Raw genomic sequence first — 15,474 nt, forward strand, 5'->3', positions numbered from 1 at the left:
CACGACCCGGGGTCACGCGCCTCCGGCGCCGGCCCCGACAGTCGAGCCCACCCGTTCGAATCGGTCCGCTTCCGGCGGTGCATCGTCCGAATCGACTGTCGTCCCCGTTTCGTCGCTTCGACGACACGTACAGCCGTTGTTGTCAGATCGGAACCGGCGTGAAAGCGGACCGAGATTTCACCGACGGAGACGTTCCCTCTCCCGGGCTCAGCACCTGTCGCGCCAAACGCAAAAACGAGCGCGGCGCCCAATTCCTCCCGAACGGCCGGCAGCACACGCGAGCAGCACGACCGACCGGTGGCGCGCCGGCCGTCGAAGCCGGCTCGCGCCCCGCGACGACGGGCGATTTCGTATCCGAATGTATCCCGCCGATGGACGGATACACGGCATTGCAAAATGCCGCGCCCCGGACACATGCGAGATACCTTCCCGGCGCCCAATACACACACGACGGAATCTGGCGACGAACCATCACGCGGCTGGCTCATGCGTGCTCCCGACTTCATCAGATGCCGTGCGTAATTTCCGATCGATCTATTTTAAGGATTCCGACATGAATACATTCAAGATCACCTTCGCGTTCGCCGCGCTCGCGATGACGGCCTCGGTCTATGCGGCAACCCCCGCGGATTCGATCACGGGAAATCACGATGCCCAGGCCACCAATCAGTGGGCACCGGTCGCCATGGCGCCGATGGCGAAGACGCGTACGGAAGTACGCCAGGAACTCGAGCGGGCGCGGCAGAGCGGCGAGCTCGACGCACTGAGGAAGCTGTATTCCGGCCATTGAACACCGGCCTCTTTATCAGGTCTGGCCCTGGCGGTGCAATGTCGGCACGCCCGCAGCGCCCTGACCGCCCCTGCATACGGTCCCGTTCCAATGTTCATTTGTTTCGATCCGCACGGCCGCCCGACGGACGAGTGATTCGAGTGCAGCGCGGCCGGCCGCCCGGCGAATCGTCTGGCCTGGATTCCATCCAGACGTTCGCCGTGTCGCGCCCGCGCGCCGATTCCACGCATCCTGCACGACAGGTGCAACCTGCTGCCCGAATCATTGGCCGCCAGCCCTGCATCGAGGCAACCGGTCACCCGATGGCGACCCGCCCCGTCGATATTCGAGCATGCCGCGCAGTTGCGCCGCCGTCGGCGATCCATCCCGCCACGCGAACTCCGCCGTCCCGCAATCGTGCCCGTCGATGACGGGAACCGCTGTCGAGTCACGACGCTGCGCTTGCAAGCCGTCGTCCATATCGAGCCTTCGATTGTCTCTCCATGTATCCGGACGCGTCGCAGGTACATGACGTTGCATTCACCCCGTCCGACGAAATAAGCCCGATACGTTGCGACGTTCCAATACGTCGGTACAGAAATCGCACGGTTGCCCGGATCGTAACGACCCACGTCGTCGGTCCAACCGCCGCATCTGAACATTCTTTTCCCAAGGGATCCATTCCGCGCGTGCCGCAGGTCGACGCGTCGCGTGATGCGCAGCCGGGATCCCGTGCCGGACTCGAGTAGCCCATGAAGCAAACCGAACTTTCAATGATGCTTCCCGACATGCTGCCACGCCTTCGGTCGTTCGCCATGCGCATAACCGGGAATCGGTACGATGCAGAAGAACTCGTTCAGCGTGCCTGCGTTCGCGCGCTCGAGCGGGCTCATCAACTGCGCTCCGATACGTCGCCATTGAGTTGGGTCTTCTCGATCATCCATTCGATATGGCTCAATGAATTGCGCCAACGCAATCATCGCGACCGCCTGCTGCTCGACTGGAACGACGCCTTGATGGAAACGGTCGCCGATCCGCGCTCCACGTCCGAAACCGGCCTGGCCGTCCGGCAGATCATCGATGCCGTGGCACGGTTACCGGAACCCCAACGCATCGCGTTGCTGCTGGTCAGCATCGACGGGTTCAGCTATCAGGAAGCAGCCGATACGCTCGATATACCCGTCGGCACGATCATGAGCCGAATATCCCGCGCGCGCAAAGCGATCCGCGTGGCGTTCGACGAGCCCCGCGAATCGCGCATGCCGACGGAAAATTGCGTCGACACCGAAACCTGCGGCTGACATTCGAACGACGCTGGAATAAACGGGATGCCTTGCGTGTTCAGTGTAGACAACCGCGTCCGCTGCGGCGGAAGTATCCGGGCACGCGCCACGCATGCCGGTGCTCGCCACGGACGCGTTCATTCCCACAACCCACGCGAAACACATGTCATCGCTTTCCAGAATGCTGCTCGTCTATGACGGGACCGATGAGGCAAAGGCCGCACTCGTGCGGTGTGCGGCGCTGTCGCGCGCATTGTCGGCGGAGGTCGACGTCGTGGCCGTTGTCGACCCCGTGACCGCGAATGCGCAGGCGGCCGGAATGCTCGGCGATCTCGCCCACCACCGCATCGAGGAATTCGCGCGTCACGAGCTTCAACGGGCGATCGGCGCACTGGCGGACGATGGTATCGCCGCGCGCGGCTACGTGCGGTTCGGACGCCCGGCCGACGCCATCGCGGCACATGCGGTGACGACCCGTCCGGACCTGGTCGTCGTCGGGCATTGCGCCCGCAGCGGATTCGCGCGCTGGTGGCGCGAGCGTCCCGTTCACTTCGATCTGGCCGAACGTCTTCACGGTGCGGCACTGATCGTCGTGACGGTCCCGTCGCCTTAGGCCCGGCTCGCACCACACCCGCGAATGCATGACCGATTCGCGCGTACCGCTAGATCGTATCGGGTGCAGACCCGCCGTCGCATGGTTGAACGGTCGCGGCGAGAATCATCCGCTGACGGTTGGAGGGCAGGCAGATATCGCTCGCACGCGGACGGAACACGGGATCGCCGCGCCGTATTGCACGTCCGGTCAGTACGCAGACCGACGGGACGCGCGCGCGGCTCCTGCACCAGATTTGCTCGGTATACCGCCCCGAACACGAGTCGCTCCATGACACGCTGATCATGGATAGCGAAAGGCATTCCGTCACCGCTATGCTGGAAAGCGGTTCGGTCCGCGCGAGCACCTCGGGTTCGTCGCATTGACGCACACCGAAGCGTCGCGACTTGTATCGCGCGCGCTGCGCTCGCAAGCAGACATCGCGTTGTTCCAGCGAAGGATCGAGGACATTGATCAAAGTGCGAACCACGATGTCCGCTTCAGGCACTGTCGCCATCGCCACTTCTCCCAGCCAATCGGATCGGTCATGTGAAAGCGAGCGCACGCAGGTCACCGATACCATGCCATCCGGCCCGGCAGTGCGCCCGCCCGGCGCTCAGGCTCCGCCTTGCGGTCGCAGCGTGATCCGGCTGTTCACCGACGTAACGCCGCGAGCCTTTCTGGCCGCCTCGACCGCCAGATGGTCCTGGTCTTCGCTTTCCACCTGGCCTGCCAGCGTCACCCGCCCCGTCGAAGCGTTACCGAATACCGTGATCGGCTTCCCTTCCAGTCCTTTGGTGTGAGCCAGCACTTTCTGAACCGAGCGCGAGAATGTGCGATTGGCTGCACGCACGGCCTTTTTCGTCGTGCCGGCGGACTGGGCCGACGTAGTCGCCGTGGTCGAGGTCGCCGCGACATCAGCGCCCGCCGTATCGGGCCGTTCATCGGCAAATGCCTGCAGATGCAAGCAGGCAGTCAGGACGACGGCCAGGCCGCCGCTTGCAACGATTCGTCGGAGTTTCATGATGGGTTCCTTGGATTTCGGGTATCGAGAAGCACGCACGTTCCGGTCGTCTGCATCGTCACGACGCACACGCATCACATATCCGCCACATCGCGATCCGACTCGACGACCTGCCGCTCGAGCCGTCGTCAATGCGATTCGTGTACCGGTGGGACGAGCATAAGTCGCGGTGCCGACCCGATCCATTGAATCTGCAGCTAGCCGGATGACGCGTCGGGATAAGTCGCCCCATACGTTCGTATAGGCACCCGATCCGTTACCGAATGCGCACGCCATCCCGCCACGCCCGTTGATCGCCCGCTCGCGATGGAACCCGTGCGCGTCACATCGAAAAGAGCGGCAACGTCACCGTTGCCCGAGTACCGCCTTCCGAGCGCGGCGTCAGCTCCAGTTGACCGTGGTGCGCATCCACGATGGACTTGCAGATGAAAAGGCCCATGCCCATGCCATGCGGCTTGGTCGTGAACAGCGGTTCGAAGATGCGCTCCGCCAACTGCGGATCGAGGCCGTCGCCGCAATCGTCGACGCGGATGCGCAGGAGGTTGGAGGCCGATTCGCATGTCAGCACGAGCACTCGTTCATCCTCTGGAATGCCAAGCATGGCTTCCGCGCCGTTCATCAGCAAGCTGATGACGGTCTGCTGCAATTGCACGCGTTCGCCGCGCATCGGCATCGGGGACGAGAACCCTTCGACGCGCAGGCTCACCTTCATCGCGTCCAGCGTGCTTTCCACGAATTCGGCCGCCTCGCGGAGCGCATCGGCGAGATCGAACACGGTGAAGACGGGCGCTGCGTGCCGCGCCCTCGCGCGCAGCGCGCTGATGATGGTTCGCGCACGCACGGCGCATGCACAGATGTGGGCGAGCATCTCGCGGGCGGCATCGATATTCGGGGCACTGCGGTCGAGCCACTTCAGCCCGGCGCGCGCCGATGTGTCTATTGCCGTGACGGGTTGGGCGACTTCATGCACGATCGACGCCGCCAGCTCCCCATAGGCTTTCAGCCGATCGACGCGATCCATCTGGGACAGCGTGTCGTGCATCCGTGCTTCGGTGCTGCCCAGGCGGGCGTGCAGCGCGGCCAGCTCGTCGCGAAGACGAATGTTCTCCAGCGCGAACCCGGCATGCAGTGCAATGATCTCGACCAACGCGGCGTTCGCCGGCGTGAAGACGCCTGGCGCGTCACCGTGTTCCAGATACAACGCGCCGGTCAATGCGCCGTTGCACCGGATCGGCACGCAGATCACGGCGCGCGGCTTGCGACGGCGCACATAGTCGTCCATGCGCCATTGATCGGCGGCACGGGCGTCGTGCAGCACCAGTCCATTGCGCAGATGGACGGCAGCCGCCAGGATGGAGGCCGGAAGCCGATCGATCGGCAGCCGTTCCACGTCGACGTTCGGCGCACCCGATGCCGTCGCCTCGGCGGCACCCTCCCAGCCGCCGTCGCGCATGACCGCAATCAGTCCCCAGGTCGCCGCCGCGCCCTGCATCGCGGCCTCGAGCAATTTTCCAATGCGCGCCGCCGGTGCGACCTCGTTCGCCGTCGCACGGGAAACATGTCGCAACGCGTGCATGTCCAGATCGAGCAGCGATTGAGACGCACCTCCGCCGAAGACCGGGATCATTTCAGGATTGCTCGCGTCGGAAGGCGATTTCCAGATACTCCGCGCAGCGAAAGCGCTGCAGGGATCGTCGAGTTCGTTGTTCATTCGTCTATCTCCTGCTTACCGGACAGCGGCCCAAGACAACCTGGAATCGGCGTTTCATGTAGTGAGTACTCCACAAACGAATGGTAGCAGCACTTTCCGGAAATAAAAACTGCAAGCGGTGAAAGACTGGCTCGCCCGAGTGACCGGACGGTAGACAACATCAAAAGTAAGTCTTTGAATTTATGGCGATTTTATGTTTTGTTGCAGTCACGAAGAGAGTTCCGTAGAATCCATAGTTCATGTAGCGTTCCCTGTACGAAAGTCGAGGAAGCCTGCTATTGGAAGTTTTTTGAGGCGGCAAAGGCCAGGTTGTCGGCCGCCATAGGAGCAGTATGGCCCAGGCAGCAAAAAGCAAGCCGGTGCGTGGAACCGGCGTCCGGGAAGCAGCGGCGCAGGAAACCCGCGACAAGATCCTTCGTGCAGCGACGAAGGTCTTCGCGCGCTACGGCTACGAAGGTGGCAGCGTGGAAAGGATTTCCAGGCTGGCGAAGTCCTATGACCGGATGATCTACTACTACTACGGGAGCAAGGAGGGCCTGTTCGTCGCGGTGCTCGAAGGCATCTATCGGCGGATGGACGAGTCGGAACTCAAGCTGACGCCCGATCCTGCGGATCCCGTGGAAGCGCTCAAATCCGTGATTCGTTTCAAGCTGGACTATTATTGGCGCAATCCCGATTTCATCACGCTGCTCAACACGGAGAACCTGCACAAGGGCAAGCACGTGTCCAAGCTGGAGCGTCGGGGCGAATACTCGTCGCATGCGGTGCAGACCATCGCGAAGATTCTCGCCAGCGGCGTCGAACAAGGCCTGTTTCGTGACGACCTGAATGCGCGCGACGTGTTCCTGCTGATCATCTCGACGGCGTATTTTTATACGTCGAACCGTTACACGTTGTCCGTGTTCCTCGGGGAGGAACTGGATGCGCCGCATGCCGTGCGTCATTGGGAGTCGTTCGTGATCGACAGCGTGCTGCGGGTTGTCCGCAAGGATGCGTCGGCGGGCGGCTGAGCGCGCGCCGGTGCCAATATCGACCATCGTGACCATGAAGATGCACGCACCCTTGCGATGAACTATCTTCGCGCCAACACCATCGACGAAGTGCTCGGCCGGCTCGCGGAGCACCCGCGGCCGCGCATCGTCTGCGGAGCAACCGATGCCTTTGCGGATATCGGGCTGGTGCCCGCCAGATCGGCATGGGTGGATATCAGCCGCATCGACGCATTGCGCGGCATCGAGCAGCGCGACGGCATTGCCCGTATCGGCGCGGCGAGCACCTGGGAGGCCATCGCCCGGACAGCCTGGTTGCCCGCGGCGCTCACGGAAGCTGCCGCTTCCGTCGGGCCCCGGCAAATTCGCGTCCAGGGCAGCATCGGCGGGAACGTGTGCCATGCCTCCGCGGTGGCGGACGGCATCCCGCCGCTGCTGGCACTCGACGCACGCGTCGAACTGGCGAGCACGCGGGGCGTGCGCCGTTTGCCATTGGCCGAGTTCTTGGCCGGCAGCCGCAGGACCGCGCTGCACGCGGACGAACTGCTGGTTGCCGTGCTGTTTGCGCTGCCGCGCGCGCCGGATCGGACGTCGTTCGTCAAATGCACGAATCGCGACGGCGCAGCGATCGCCGTCGTGTCGGCCGCCGCGCATCTGCGCGTGTCCGCGGGCGGCACGGTAGAAGCGGCGGCCATTGCCGTGGGCGGCGCATCCGACGTTGCACGGCGGATGCCGATGCTCGAGGCGGCGCTGTCGGGCCGGCGGCGCGAAGAGCTGGCCGGCGTGATCGAAGCGGCGCCGCTTGCGGAGCTGTCCCCGCTCGACGACTGCCGTGCGACGGCATTGCATCGCATTCATCTCGCGCGGCTGGCCGTGGCGCGCGCTTTCAGAAGCTGCATCGAGGAGAACGCACGTGGCGCATCCCTTGCTTGACGAGCTCGCCGACGTTCGCGAAATCACCGCAAGCGACAGCGCGCCGGTTTCGCCGCCACTCGACTGGTTCGAACTCAACGGCACGCGGCTGCGCCTGCCGCCGGACCAGTCGCAGCGGCTGGTCGACTACCTGCGCGCGGACTTGCGGCAGTTCGGGACCAAGGAAGGCTGCCGCCAGGGCGATTGCGGAAGCTGCACCGTGATCGTCGATGGCGACGCACGTTATGCCTGCCTGATTCCGTTGGGGCAGGTCGCGGGGCGCCGCGTCGTCACCGTCGAAGGGCTGGCCGACGGCACCCGATGCGGCAGCCGCCTGCAGCAGACCTTTCTCGCGCATCAGGCGGTGCAATGCGGATTTTGCACGCCGGGCATGCTGACGGCCGCGGCGGCGGCCATCGACGCCGGCCGCGTGACCGACCGCGCCAGTGCGCGGGCCGCCATCGATGGCGTGCTGTGCCGATGCACGGGCTACCGGAAGATCGTCGACGCCGTGACGGAGGTCGGGTGCGGTGCTGCCACGCGGCGCTGTACGGTTGCCCCGTCCGAAGGGCCGTCCGTCGGCGTACCGCTGACGCGCCTCGACGGGCCCGAAAAGGTCGATGGAAGCCAGCGTTTCGGCGCTGACGACTATCCGGCCGACAGCCTGTTCCTGCGCGCGGTCCGTTGCCCTCATCACCGCGCTCGTTTCGCGTTCGGCGACCTCGACGCATTTGTCGCAGCCCATCCGGGCGTGCGGCGCGTGCTGACCCACGCCGACGTGCCCGGCATGAATCTGCACGGTGTCGCCACGCCGTACGCGGACCAGCCCGTCCTTCCGGAAACGGAGACGCGACACCATCTCGAGGCGGTTGCACTGGTGGTCGGCGAGCGCGATGCCATCGCGGCGCTCGACCTGAGCCGCTTCCCCGTCACATGGGAACCGCTGAGCCCGGTGCTCGCGATCGTCGACGCCGTGCTGGACGACAGCCCGCAACTGCACGCCGATCGTCCCGGCAATGTGCTGATCGAGGGGCTCGTGCGCCGCGGCGACGCGGAACGTGCGATGCAGGGCGCCCCGTACGTCGTCAGCGCAACGTTCGAATCCAGTTTCGTCGAGCATGCGTACCTCGAGCCCGAGGCCGGCTGGGCACGACGCGTGGGCGACACCATTGAAATCCATTCGTCCACGCAGGCACCCCATCCGCATCGCGGCGATCTCGCCCGCATTCTCGCCGTCCCGCCGGAGCAGGTGCGCGTCGTGGCAACCGCGGTCGGCGGCGGCTTCGGCGGCAAGCTCGACATGACGGTCCAGCCGTTGCTCGCGATCGCGGCCTGGCATCTCGACAGGCCGGTTGCGATGGTGTTCTCGCGCGAGGAATCGATGGCCACGTCGACCAAGCGCCATCCCGGTCGAATGACGTCCAGCATGGCTGCCGATGCCGATGGCCGACTGTGTGCCGTGACGTTCGACGGCGACTTCAATACCGGCGCGTACGCTTCGTGGGGCACCGCCGTCGCCAATCGCGTGCCGGTGCATGCTGGCGGCCCGTACGTCATTCCCCACTACACGGCGCACTCGCGTGCGATTCATACGCACGTCACGCCCGCGGGCGCGTTCCGCGGCTTTGGCGTCCCGCAAACGACGATGTCGCAGGAACAACTCGTCGACGAGCTGGCGCTCAAGACGGGCATCGATCCGCTCGAGTTTCGTGCAATGAACGCGCTGCGGCCGGGGGACCTGCTGCCGACGGGGCAAATCCTGGACGATAGCGTGGGCCTCGTCGCGTGCCTCGATGCGCTGCGGCCGGCCTGGCGTGAAGCGCAAGCCCGTGTCGCCGCGCTGAATGGCGCATCGCCGGGCCCCCTTCGCCACGGCGTCGGCCTGGCCGCGTTCTTCTATGGTTGCGGCAACACCGCGTTGCCGAATCCGTCGACCGTCCGCTTCGGTATTCGTCCCGACGGCACGATCGTGTTGCATCAGGGTGCGGTGGATGCCGGTCAGGGTTCGAACACGGTCATTCCGCAAATCGCGGCCGATGCGCTAGGCGTGCCGGTCGATCGCCTGCGGATCGTCGGTCCGGACACCGCGCTGACGCCGGATTGCGGCCGTACTTCGGCGTCACGCCAGACCATGGTCACCGGTCGGGCTGCCTTTCTCGCCGGCACGACGCTGCGCCACCGGCTGCTCGCGCTGGCAGCCGCGGCGCCCGATGCACGGATTTCGTCCGATACGCGCGGGATCGCCGTCGACGGCGTCGCACTGGATCTCCGGACCCTGCCCGTCGATGCGCACGGCTACGTCGTCGCGGCAGAGGAAAGCTTCGATCCGCCGACGACATCGCTCGATGCGGCGGGGCAAGGCATCGCCTACGCGGCCTACGCGTTCGGCGCGCAAATTGCGGAAGTCGTGGTGGACTGCGAGAGCGGGCGCGTTCGGGTACTCAAGGTCGTGGCGGCACACGACGTCGGCAGGATGGTCAATCCGACGCTGCTCGAAGGGCAGATCGAAGGCGCGGTGGCACAAGGCGTCGGCATGGCGCTGATGGAGAAATATCACCCCGGGCAATACAACAATCTGCACGACTACATGATTCCGACGGTGCACGACATGCCGGAGGTGCAGTCGATTTTCGTCGAAGCACCGACGACCGTCGGCCCCTACGGAGCAAAAGGCATCGGCGAGCCGGCGCTGGTCCCGACGGCCGCGGCCATCCTGAATGCGATCCATGACGCGATCGGCGTGCGCATCCGCGAAGCCCCCGCGTCACCGGACGTCGTCCGTCGGGCGCTGGCGGCCCGACGCTCGCCCGCGCGGCTTTGACAAGGCCGTTTCTACTCCCGGACAGCACGATGACGTCAACGAGAAATGTCGAGCAGGTGTCGCAACCCGCGGTATCCGGCCCGTCCTGGTATGCGGAACTCGGTCCTGCGGGCAGGCGCACGTTCAACGCGTCGTTCGCCGGGTGGGTAACCGATGCATTCGATTTCATGGTGTTCAGCTTCGTGCTGGCTTCGCTGATCGACCTCTGGGGGCTCGATCGCGGCAAGGCAGGCCTGCTGGGCACCGTGACGCTGATTTTCTCGTCGATCGGCGGATGGATCGCCGGCATCCTGGCGGATCGATACGGGCGGGTCAAGGTCCTGCAAGGGACCATCCTGTGGTTCTCGGTCTGTACGCTCGCGATTGGCTTCGCAGGGAATTTCGAGCAGATCTTCGTCCTGCGCGCGTTGCAAGGGCTCGGCTTCGGCGGCGAATGGGCCGTCGGCGCCGTGCTGATCGGCGAGATCGTCTCGCCCGCCCATCGCGGCAAGGTGGTCGGCCTGGTGCAGAGCGGCTGGGCCGTCGGGTGGGGTATCGCGGCGATTCTCTACAGCATCGCGTTTTCCGTGCTGCCCGAGACGCTCGCCTGGCGCAGCCTTTTCTGGGTGGGGATCCTGCCCGCGTTGCTCGTCCTGTACATCCGCAGGAATGTGCCGGAACCCGACGTGTTCGCGCACGCGGCCGCCACCCGGCAACAAGGCGCCGGCCGGCCCTCGGCATGGGTCATCTTCTCCCGTTCGCAGTTGCGGCGCACGGTACTGGCCGCACTGCTCTGCACCGGCATCCAGGGCGGCTTCTATGCGATGTCCATCTGGCTGCCGACCTTCCTCAAGATCGAGCGGCATCTTTCCGTGCTCAACACGGGCGCTTATCTGTTCGTGATCATCGTGGGGTCGTTTTGCGGCTACGTCGTCGGCGCGTACCTTTCCGACTATTGGGGGCGGCGCCGCAACTTCATGTTGTTTTCGGCGCTGTCGCTCGTATCGGTATGCCTGTACCTGACGCTTCCGCTGTCCAACGCGCAGATGCTCTGGCTCGGGTTTCCCCTGGGATTTTCCTCGTGCGGCATCTTCAGCGGGGTCGGTGCGTACCTGACGGAATTGTTTCCGTCGGGCTTCCGCGCGAATGCCCAGAGCTTCACCTATAACTTCGGCCGCGGAATCGGCGCCTTGTTTCCGAGTCTGGTCGGGATGTTGAGCCACTCGATCGGGCTGGCGATGGCCATCGCGATCTTTTCAGGGGCGGCCTATGGCGTGGTGCTGCTGGCGGTTCTCCTGTTACCGGAGACCAAAGCCCGATCGCTTTGAATGTTCTTCGTCGAATATTCGCCCCCCGCTGTCACTAGCCGACGTACACCTGCCACGCCTCGCCGGCGGCAAAGCCCATCGACTCGTACACGTGGTGCCCCGCCGGCGTGCAATGCAGAAACGCGGTATGCGCGCCTTTGGCGACCGCGGCGTTCAATACCGCCTGGGTCGCCGCTCGCGCGTAGCCTCGTCGCCGATACGCGGGAACGGTCGACACATTGAATACCCCAACCTGATCGTTGCGCAGGACACCGAATGATGTCGCAACCGGAATGCCGGCCCATTCCACCAGAAAGCCCATCATCCCGTCCGACTCCAGAACCGCCGGTGCGCTCAGCCGTCGAAACACCGGGCCCGGCGCCTCGTAGCCCGCGGCAAGCGTGCTGTTGTACCGTTCGCTGTCCGCTGCCTCCACCTGACGCACGACCACACGGCCATCGCCGGCTGCCGGTGCAGCGGCGCCATCCAGCCGCTTCGTCATGAACGGCAGCGCGACGCATTGCGTCAGACCGTATTCGCCCGCGATTCGTCGAATTGCCGCGGCTTGCGTGCCGACGGCGCGTGTCTGGATACTCCACGGCAATTCGCAATCCCTGAACGATTCGGCAAAGCGCCTGATCTCCTCGACGTCGGGCTCGCGCGTCATGCCGATCACCGCATTGAGTACGGGCACGGGCGCGCCACTGTAGATCGACTTCGTTCCGTGCACGCCCGTCGTCACGGAACCCACGTCCTGCAAGCGGCAAAACGCATCGATCGATTCGTGCCACGCGGCGACGGAAGCATCCAGCGTATCGGTGTATGAGCGCATTTCGTTCCTGGAACAGTGTCGATGGCAGATCTATCGACAACACGCGAATCACGGATTTATTCCGCGTCCGCATCGCAGGGCGGGTCGCCGCTTCGGAGATTCCGCGATTCGCTTCCATCGCGAAGGGAGCCGGTTATGGGAACCGCCGATGGGAGCCAGCCATGGGAACCGTCTTCGAAACGACGACGGCACGCGCCGCGCGCTACGCGCGCCGCCGATACGTCCCCGGCGTACTCCCCGTCCAGTGCCGGAACGCGCGATGAAACGCGCTCGGATCGTCGAAGCCGATGTCGGCGCCGATCGCCGCGATCGTGTCGGGCGTATCGGTCAGCCGCTGGATCGCGATGTCGCGCCGCAGTTCGTCCTTGAGCACCTGGAACGTCGTCCCTTCGGCCGCGAGATGGCGGCTCAGCGTGCGCACCGAACAATGCAGGTGCTCGGCCGCCTGGTCGATCACGGGCAGGTCGGGCAGCGCCGCCGACAGGTACTGCCGCACGCGATGGCACACGAGCTGTTCGCTGAACGATTCGAAGATCCAGTCGCCGGGCGCGCGCGAGAGAAACTTGCCCAGGTTGCGCTTGCTCTGCCGGATCGGCGCGCCGAGGTAATCCGCGCTGAAGCGCATCAGCGTGCGCTCGCGGTCGAACTGCACGGAGCCGGTGAAGAAGTACAGGTGATCGACCGCGTGGCGCGGCCGCGGGCACGCGAACTCGATCTGCAGCAGCGGAATTTTCTGCCCGATCAGCCACGAGCACACGCCGTGCACCAGCTTGAGCATCAGCTCCTGGCCGAGCGCACCGATCGGCCCGATGGCGTCGTTCGGGCGCAGCAGCACCTGCGCGACGAGATCGTCGCGCTTCGATTCGACGAAGAAGTCGTCGAGCAGAATATGGAAGAATTGGCCGAAACGATGCAGCGCCGTTTCGAGGTTGCGCGCATCGAGCAGGCTCAGGCACAGATACTTCAGCGTGCCGCCGCGCAGCGGACGCGAGAAAATGCCGGGCATCTCGTCGTCGAGATCGATCGCGAGCGTGCGGTACAGCGTCGAGAACTGCTCCTCCGTCACGCGCGCGTGCGGCTCGCCGAGCAGCTCGATCGGAATGCCGGCGCCGCGCAGGTAGCGCTCGACCACGTCGCGCTGCACGCCCGCGCTCGCGAGAAAGCCGTTGACGAGCGAGATCGGCACCGTCGCGCTCGGCGACGGCAGCGCACGCCCGGGCCGGGCGGAAAGTGAATCTGAGCCGGTCATCACGTCCCCGTCGATCGAACCGACCGCATTGTACTTGAGCGGGCCGCGCGCCACCTTCCGGGTCTTCGGTGCACCGGGCCGCGCAGCCGCGACCGCGCGACGCGTCGCCCTCATCAGTCGGCGCGGCTGAGTTCCCGGCGCAGGATCTTGCCGACCGTCGACTTCGGCAACCGGTCGACGAAGCGAACCAGCTTCGGCACCTTGTACGCGGCCAGGCTCGCGCGGCAATGCGCGACGAGCGGCGCTTCCGTCACGTCGGCGTCCGGCGCCAGCACCACGAACAGCTTGACGGCCTCGCCCGTGCGCGGGTCCGGCACGCCGATGCACGCGCATTCGGCAACACCCGGCAGCGCGGTCGCCACCGCTTCCACCTCGTTCGGATACACGTTGAAGCCCGACACGATGATCATGTCCTTCTTGCGGTCGACGATCCGCAGGAAGCCGGCCGCGTCGAACGTGCCGACGTCGCCGGTGCGGAAATAGCCGTCCGCCGTGAACGCGGCCGCGTTGGCGTCCGGTTTGCGCCAGTAGCCGCTCATCACCTGCGGCCCCTTCACGCAGATCTCGCCCGCTTCGCCGATCGCCACCTCGCGATCCTGCTCGTCGAGCAGCTTCACGTCGGTCGACGGCAGCGGCAGGCCCGTGGTGCCCGTGAACCTGTCGATCGACTGCGGGTTGAACGACACGACCGGCGACGTTTCCGACAGCCCGTAGCCCTCGCGGATGAAATTGCCCGTCACCGCCTTCCAGCGTGCCGAGATCACGTCGATTACCGCCGCCCCGCCGCCGGCCGACAACTTCAGCCGCGACCAGTCGACCTCCTTCAGGCGCGGATGGCCGGCCAGCCCCGCGTACAGCGTGTTCACGCCGACGAACACCGTGGGCCGCGCGGCCTTCAGCACGTCGACGAACCCGTCCATGTCGCGCGGATTCGCGACGAGCCAGTTCTGCGCGCCGATCGCGAAGTAGGACAGGAAGTTCACCGTCAGCGCGAAGATGTGATACAGCGGGATCGCCGTGACGACGACCTCTTCGCCCGGCTGGCGCGCATCCGGCACGATCGCCGCGAACTGCGCGACGTTCGCGACGAGGTTGCGATGCGACAGCGCCGCGCCCTTCGACAAGCCGGTCGTGCCACCGGTGTATTGCAGCAGCAGCAGGTCCGCGCCGCGCAGCGCAACCGGCTCGCACGCGAGCGATTCGCCGGCGGCGATGGCGTGCGCGAGCGCGGTCGAACCGGGCGGCAGTGCGTCGCACGTGCCCGCCGGCGCATCGACGGCGCCGAGATCCTCGCGCCCCACGCTCAGCACGGTGCGCACGCGCGTGCCGCCGACCACCTCCGCGAACGTGCCCATCGACCCGCCGCAGACGATCGCCGCCTCGACTTCCGCGTCGTTGAGCTGATGCTCGAGCTCGCGCGCGGTGTAGTGCGGATTCACGTTGACCTGGATCGCGCCGATCTTCGCGACGGCGACGAACACGACCGGAAACGCCAGCACGTTGGGCAGCATCACGGCCACGCGATCGCCCTTACGCACGCCGACGACCTGCTGCAGATACGCGGCCAGCGCGGTCGACAGGCGCTCGACGTCGGCATAGGTGAGCGTGCGGCCGAACGCATGGAACGCCGGACGGTCGGCGAAGCGGCGCATCGCGTCGTCCAGCAGCGCGCTGACGGAAGGATGGCGATCGGCGTCGATCTCGGCGGGGATCGAGCCGTACGACCCGGTCCAGTGTCTCTTCGTCATGTCTCACTCCTTGGGGGCGGCACGCCAGCCTGCGCGCCGTTCGCACGGAGGCCTGCACGCCGGAAGGACGCGGGCCGCCGCCTGAGCGGCGACTATCGCCCGCGCGACGCGCTTTGCAAATGATCCGGGCGGCCGAAAACATGATCGAAACGGACACGCGGATGCGCCCGTCCACGTAGCTTCACGCGGCGAACGCCCGCCCGATCGGGCCGTACCGTCAGCCCATCAGGGTGAACCCTGTGGCGGACGGGATCGTTC

At 65.6% G+C, this 15,474-nt stretch carries 13 protein-coding genes; 7 read left to right on the forward strand and 6 right to left on the reverse strand.

Annotated features, from left to right (window positions below):
• The first annotated feature begins 553 nt into the window (after positions 1–553).
• From CFB46_RS31575 to CFB46_RS31585, 3 genes are all read left to right on the forward strand, one after another.
• Entirely contained in the window at positions 554–790 is a 237-nt protein-coding gene (locus CFB46_RS31575; protein ID WP_027786178.1) for a DUF4148 domain-containing protein, read from the forward strand.
• 731 nt (positions 791–1,521) lie between these two features.
• Positions 1,522–2,070: an RNA polymerase sigma factor gene (locus CFB46_RS31580; protein WP_027786179.1), complete on the forward strand. Its 549-nt coding sequence runs from the start codon at positions 1,522–1,524 to the stop codon at positions 2,068–2,070.
• Positions 2,071–2,164: 94 nt separating this feature from the next.
• Positions 2,165–2,665: a universal stress protein gene (locus tag CFB46_RS31585; protein WP_373558216.1), complete on the forward strand. Its 501-nt coding sequence runs from the start codon at positions 2,165–2,167 to the stop codon at positions 2,663–2,665.
• A gap of 49 nt (positions 2,666–2,714) precedes the next feature.
• On the opposite strand, the gene CFB46_RS31590 is transcribed toward CFB46_RS31585, so the two are convergent.
• The 3 genes from CFB46_RS31590 to CFB46_RS31600 all read right to left on the reverse strand — a co-directional run bounded on the left by CFB46_RS31590 (position 2,715) and on the right by CFB46_RS31600 (position 5,379).
• On the reverse strand, positions 2,715–3,161 hold the full coding sequence (locus tag CFB46_RS31590) for a DUF3331 domain-containing protein (RefSeq protein WP_080681406.1): 447 nt from the start codon (positions 3,159–3,161) through the stop codon (positions 2,715–2,717).
• A gap of 99 nt (positions 3,162–3,260) precedes the next feature.
• Positions 3,261–3,668, reverse strand: a complete 408-nt coding sequence (locus CFB46_RS31595) for a BON domain-containing protein (protein WP_027786181.1) — start codon at positions 3,666–3,668, stop codon at positions 3,261–3,263.
• Positions 3,669–3,990: 322 nt separating this feature from the next.
• Positions 3,991–5,379: a sensor histidine kinase gene (locus tag CFB46_RS31600; protein WP_027786182.1), complete on the reverse strand. Its 1,389-nt coding sequence runs from the start codon at positions 5,377–5,379 to the stop codon at positions 3,991–3,993.
• 332 nt (positions 5,380–5,711) lie between these two features.
• Between CFB46_RS31600 and CFB46_RS31605 the strand changes: the two genes are divergently transcribed.
• From CFB46_RS31605 to CFB46_RS31620, 4 genes are read left to right on the forward strand one after another with little or no spacing between them, the layout of a single operon-like run.
• The gene (locus CFB46_RS31605; protein ID WP_027786183.1) at positions 5,712–6,389 is read left to right on the forward strand and encodes a TetR family transcriptional regulator; all 678 of its coding nucleotides are present in this window, start codon (positions 5,712–5,714) and stop codon (positions 6,387–6,389) included.
• Positions 6,390–6,446: 57 nt separating this feature from the next.
• Positions 6,447–7,301 carry an FAD binding domain-containing protein gene (locus CFB46_RS31610; protein ID WP_027786184.1) on the forward strand — a complete coding sequence of 285 codons (855 nt, stop codon included), beginning with the start codon at positions 6,447–6,449 and terminating at the stop codon, positions 7,299–7,301.
• Positions 7,282–10,101 carry a molybdopterin-dependent oxidoreductase gene (locus CFB46_RS31615; RefSeq protein ID WP_027786185.1) on the forward strand — a complete coding sequence of 940 codons (2,820 nt, stop codon included), beginning with the start codon at positions 7,282–7,284 and terminating at the stop codon, positions 10,099–10,101. The genes CFB46_RS31610 and CFB46_RS31615 overlap by 20 nt, the downstream gene beginning before the upstream one ends.
• Positions 10,102–10,130: 29 nt before the next feature.
• A complete protein-coding gene (locus tag CFB46_RS31620; protein WP_034185511.1) occupies positions 10,131–11,408 on the forward strand; it encodes an MFS transporter in 1,278 nt (425 codons plus the stop codon).
• Between the two features lie 34 nt (positions 11,409–11,442).
• Here CFB46_RS31620 and CFB46_RS31625 read toward each other — a convergent pair whose 3' ends face one another.
• The 3 genes from CFB46_RS31625 to CFB46_RS31635 all read right to left on the reverse strand — a co-directional run bounded on the left by CFB46_RS31625 (position 11,443) and on the right by CFB46_RS31635 (position 15,216).
• Positions 11,443–12,129 (reverse strand): GNAT family N-acetyltransferase, encoded by a 687-nt coding sequence (locus CFB46_RS31625; RefSeq protein WP_256980724.1) that lies wholly within the window; start codon positions 12,127–12,129, stop codon positions 11,443–11,445.
• Positions 12,130–12,421: 292 nt separating this feature from the next.
• The gene (locus tag CFB46_RS31630; RefSeq protein ID WP_027786188.1) at positions 12,422–13,582 is read right to left on the reverse strand and encodes an AraC family transcriptional regulator; all 1,161 of its coding nucleotides are present in this window, start codon (positions 13,580–13,582) and stop codon (positions 12,422–12,424) included.
• A complete protein-coding gene (locus CFB46_RS31635; protein WP_089502443.1) occupies positions 13,582–15,216 on the reverse strand; it encodes an AMP-binding protein in 1,635 nt (544 codons plus the stop codon). The genes CFB46_RS31630 and CFB46_RS31635 overlap by 1 nt, the downstream gene beginning before the upstream one ends.
• Between the last annotated feature and the right edge of the window lie 258 nt (positions 15,217–15,474).

This window comes from Burkholderia sp. HI2761, assembly GCF_002223355.1.
Lineage (GTDB): Bacteria > Pseudomonadota > Gammaproteobacteria > Burkholderiales > Burkholderiaceae > Burkholderia.

Bases quoted from the DNA above. Each gene is read 5' to 3' on its own strand.
- CFB46_RS31580 (WP_027786179.1), top strand. From the start codon at position 1,522: ATGAAGCAAACCGAACTTTCAATGATGCTTCCCGACATGCTGCCACGC.
- CFB46_RS31585 (WP_373558216.1), top strand. From the start codon at position 2,165: ATGCCGGTGCTCGCCACGGACGCGTTCATTCCCACAACCCACGCGAAA.
- CFB46_RS31635 (WP_089502443.1), bottom strand. From the start codon at position 15,216: ATGACGAAGAGACACTGGACCGGGTCGTACGGCTCGATCCCCGCCGAG.
- CFB46_RS31620 (WP_034185511.1), top strand. From the start codon at position 10,131: ATGACGTCAACGAGAAATGTCGAGCAGGTGTCGCAACCCGCGGTATCC.
- CFB46_RS31600 (WP_027786182.1), bottom strand. From the start codon at position 5,379: ATGAACAACGAACTCGACGATCCCTGCAGCGCTTTCGCTGCGCGGAGT.
- CFB46_RS31630 (WP_027786188.1), bottom strand. From the start codon at position 13,582: ATGAGGGCGACGCGTCGCGCGGTCGCGGCTGCGCGGCCCGGTGCACCG.
- CFB46_RS31590 (WP_080681406.1), bottom strand. From the start codon at position 3,161: ATGGCGACAGTGCCTGAAGCGGACATCGTGGTTCGCACTTTGATCAAT.
- CFB46_RS31605 (WP_027786183.1), top strand. From the start codon at position 5,712: ATGGCCCAGGCAGCAAAAAGCAAGCCGGTGCGTGGAACCGGCGTCCGG.
- CFB46_RS31610 (WP_027786184.1), top strand. From the start codon at position 6,447: ATGAACTATCTTCGCGCCAACACCATCGACGAAGTGCTCGGCCGGCTC.
- CFB46_RS31595 (WP_027786181.1), bottom strand. From the start codon at position 3,668: ATGAAACTCCGACGAATCGTTGCAAGCGGCGGCCTGGCCGTCGTCCTG.
- CFB46_RS31575 (WP_027786178.1), top strand. From the start codon at position 554: ATGAATACATTCAAGATCACCTTCGCGTTCGCCGCGCTCGCGATGACG.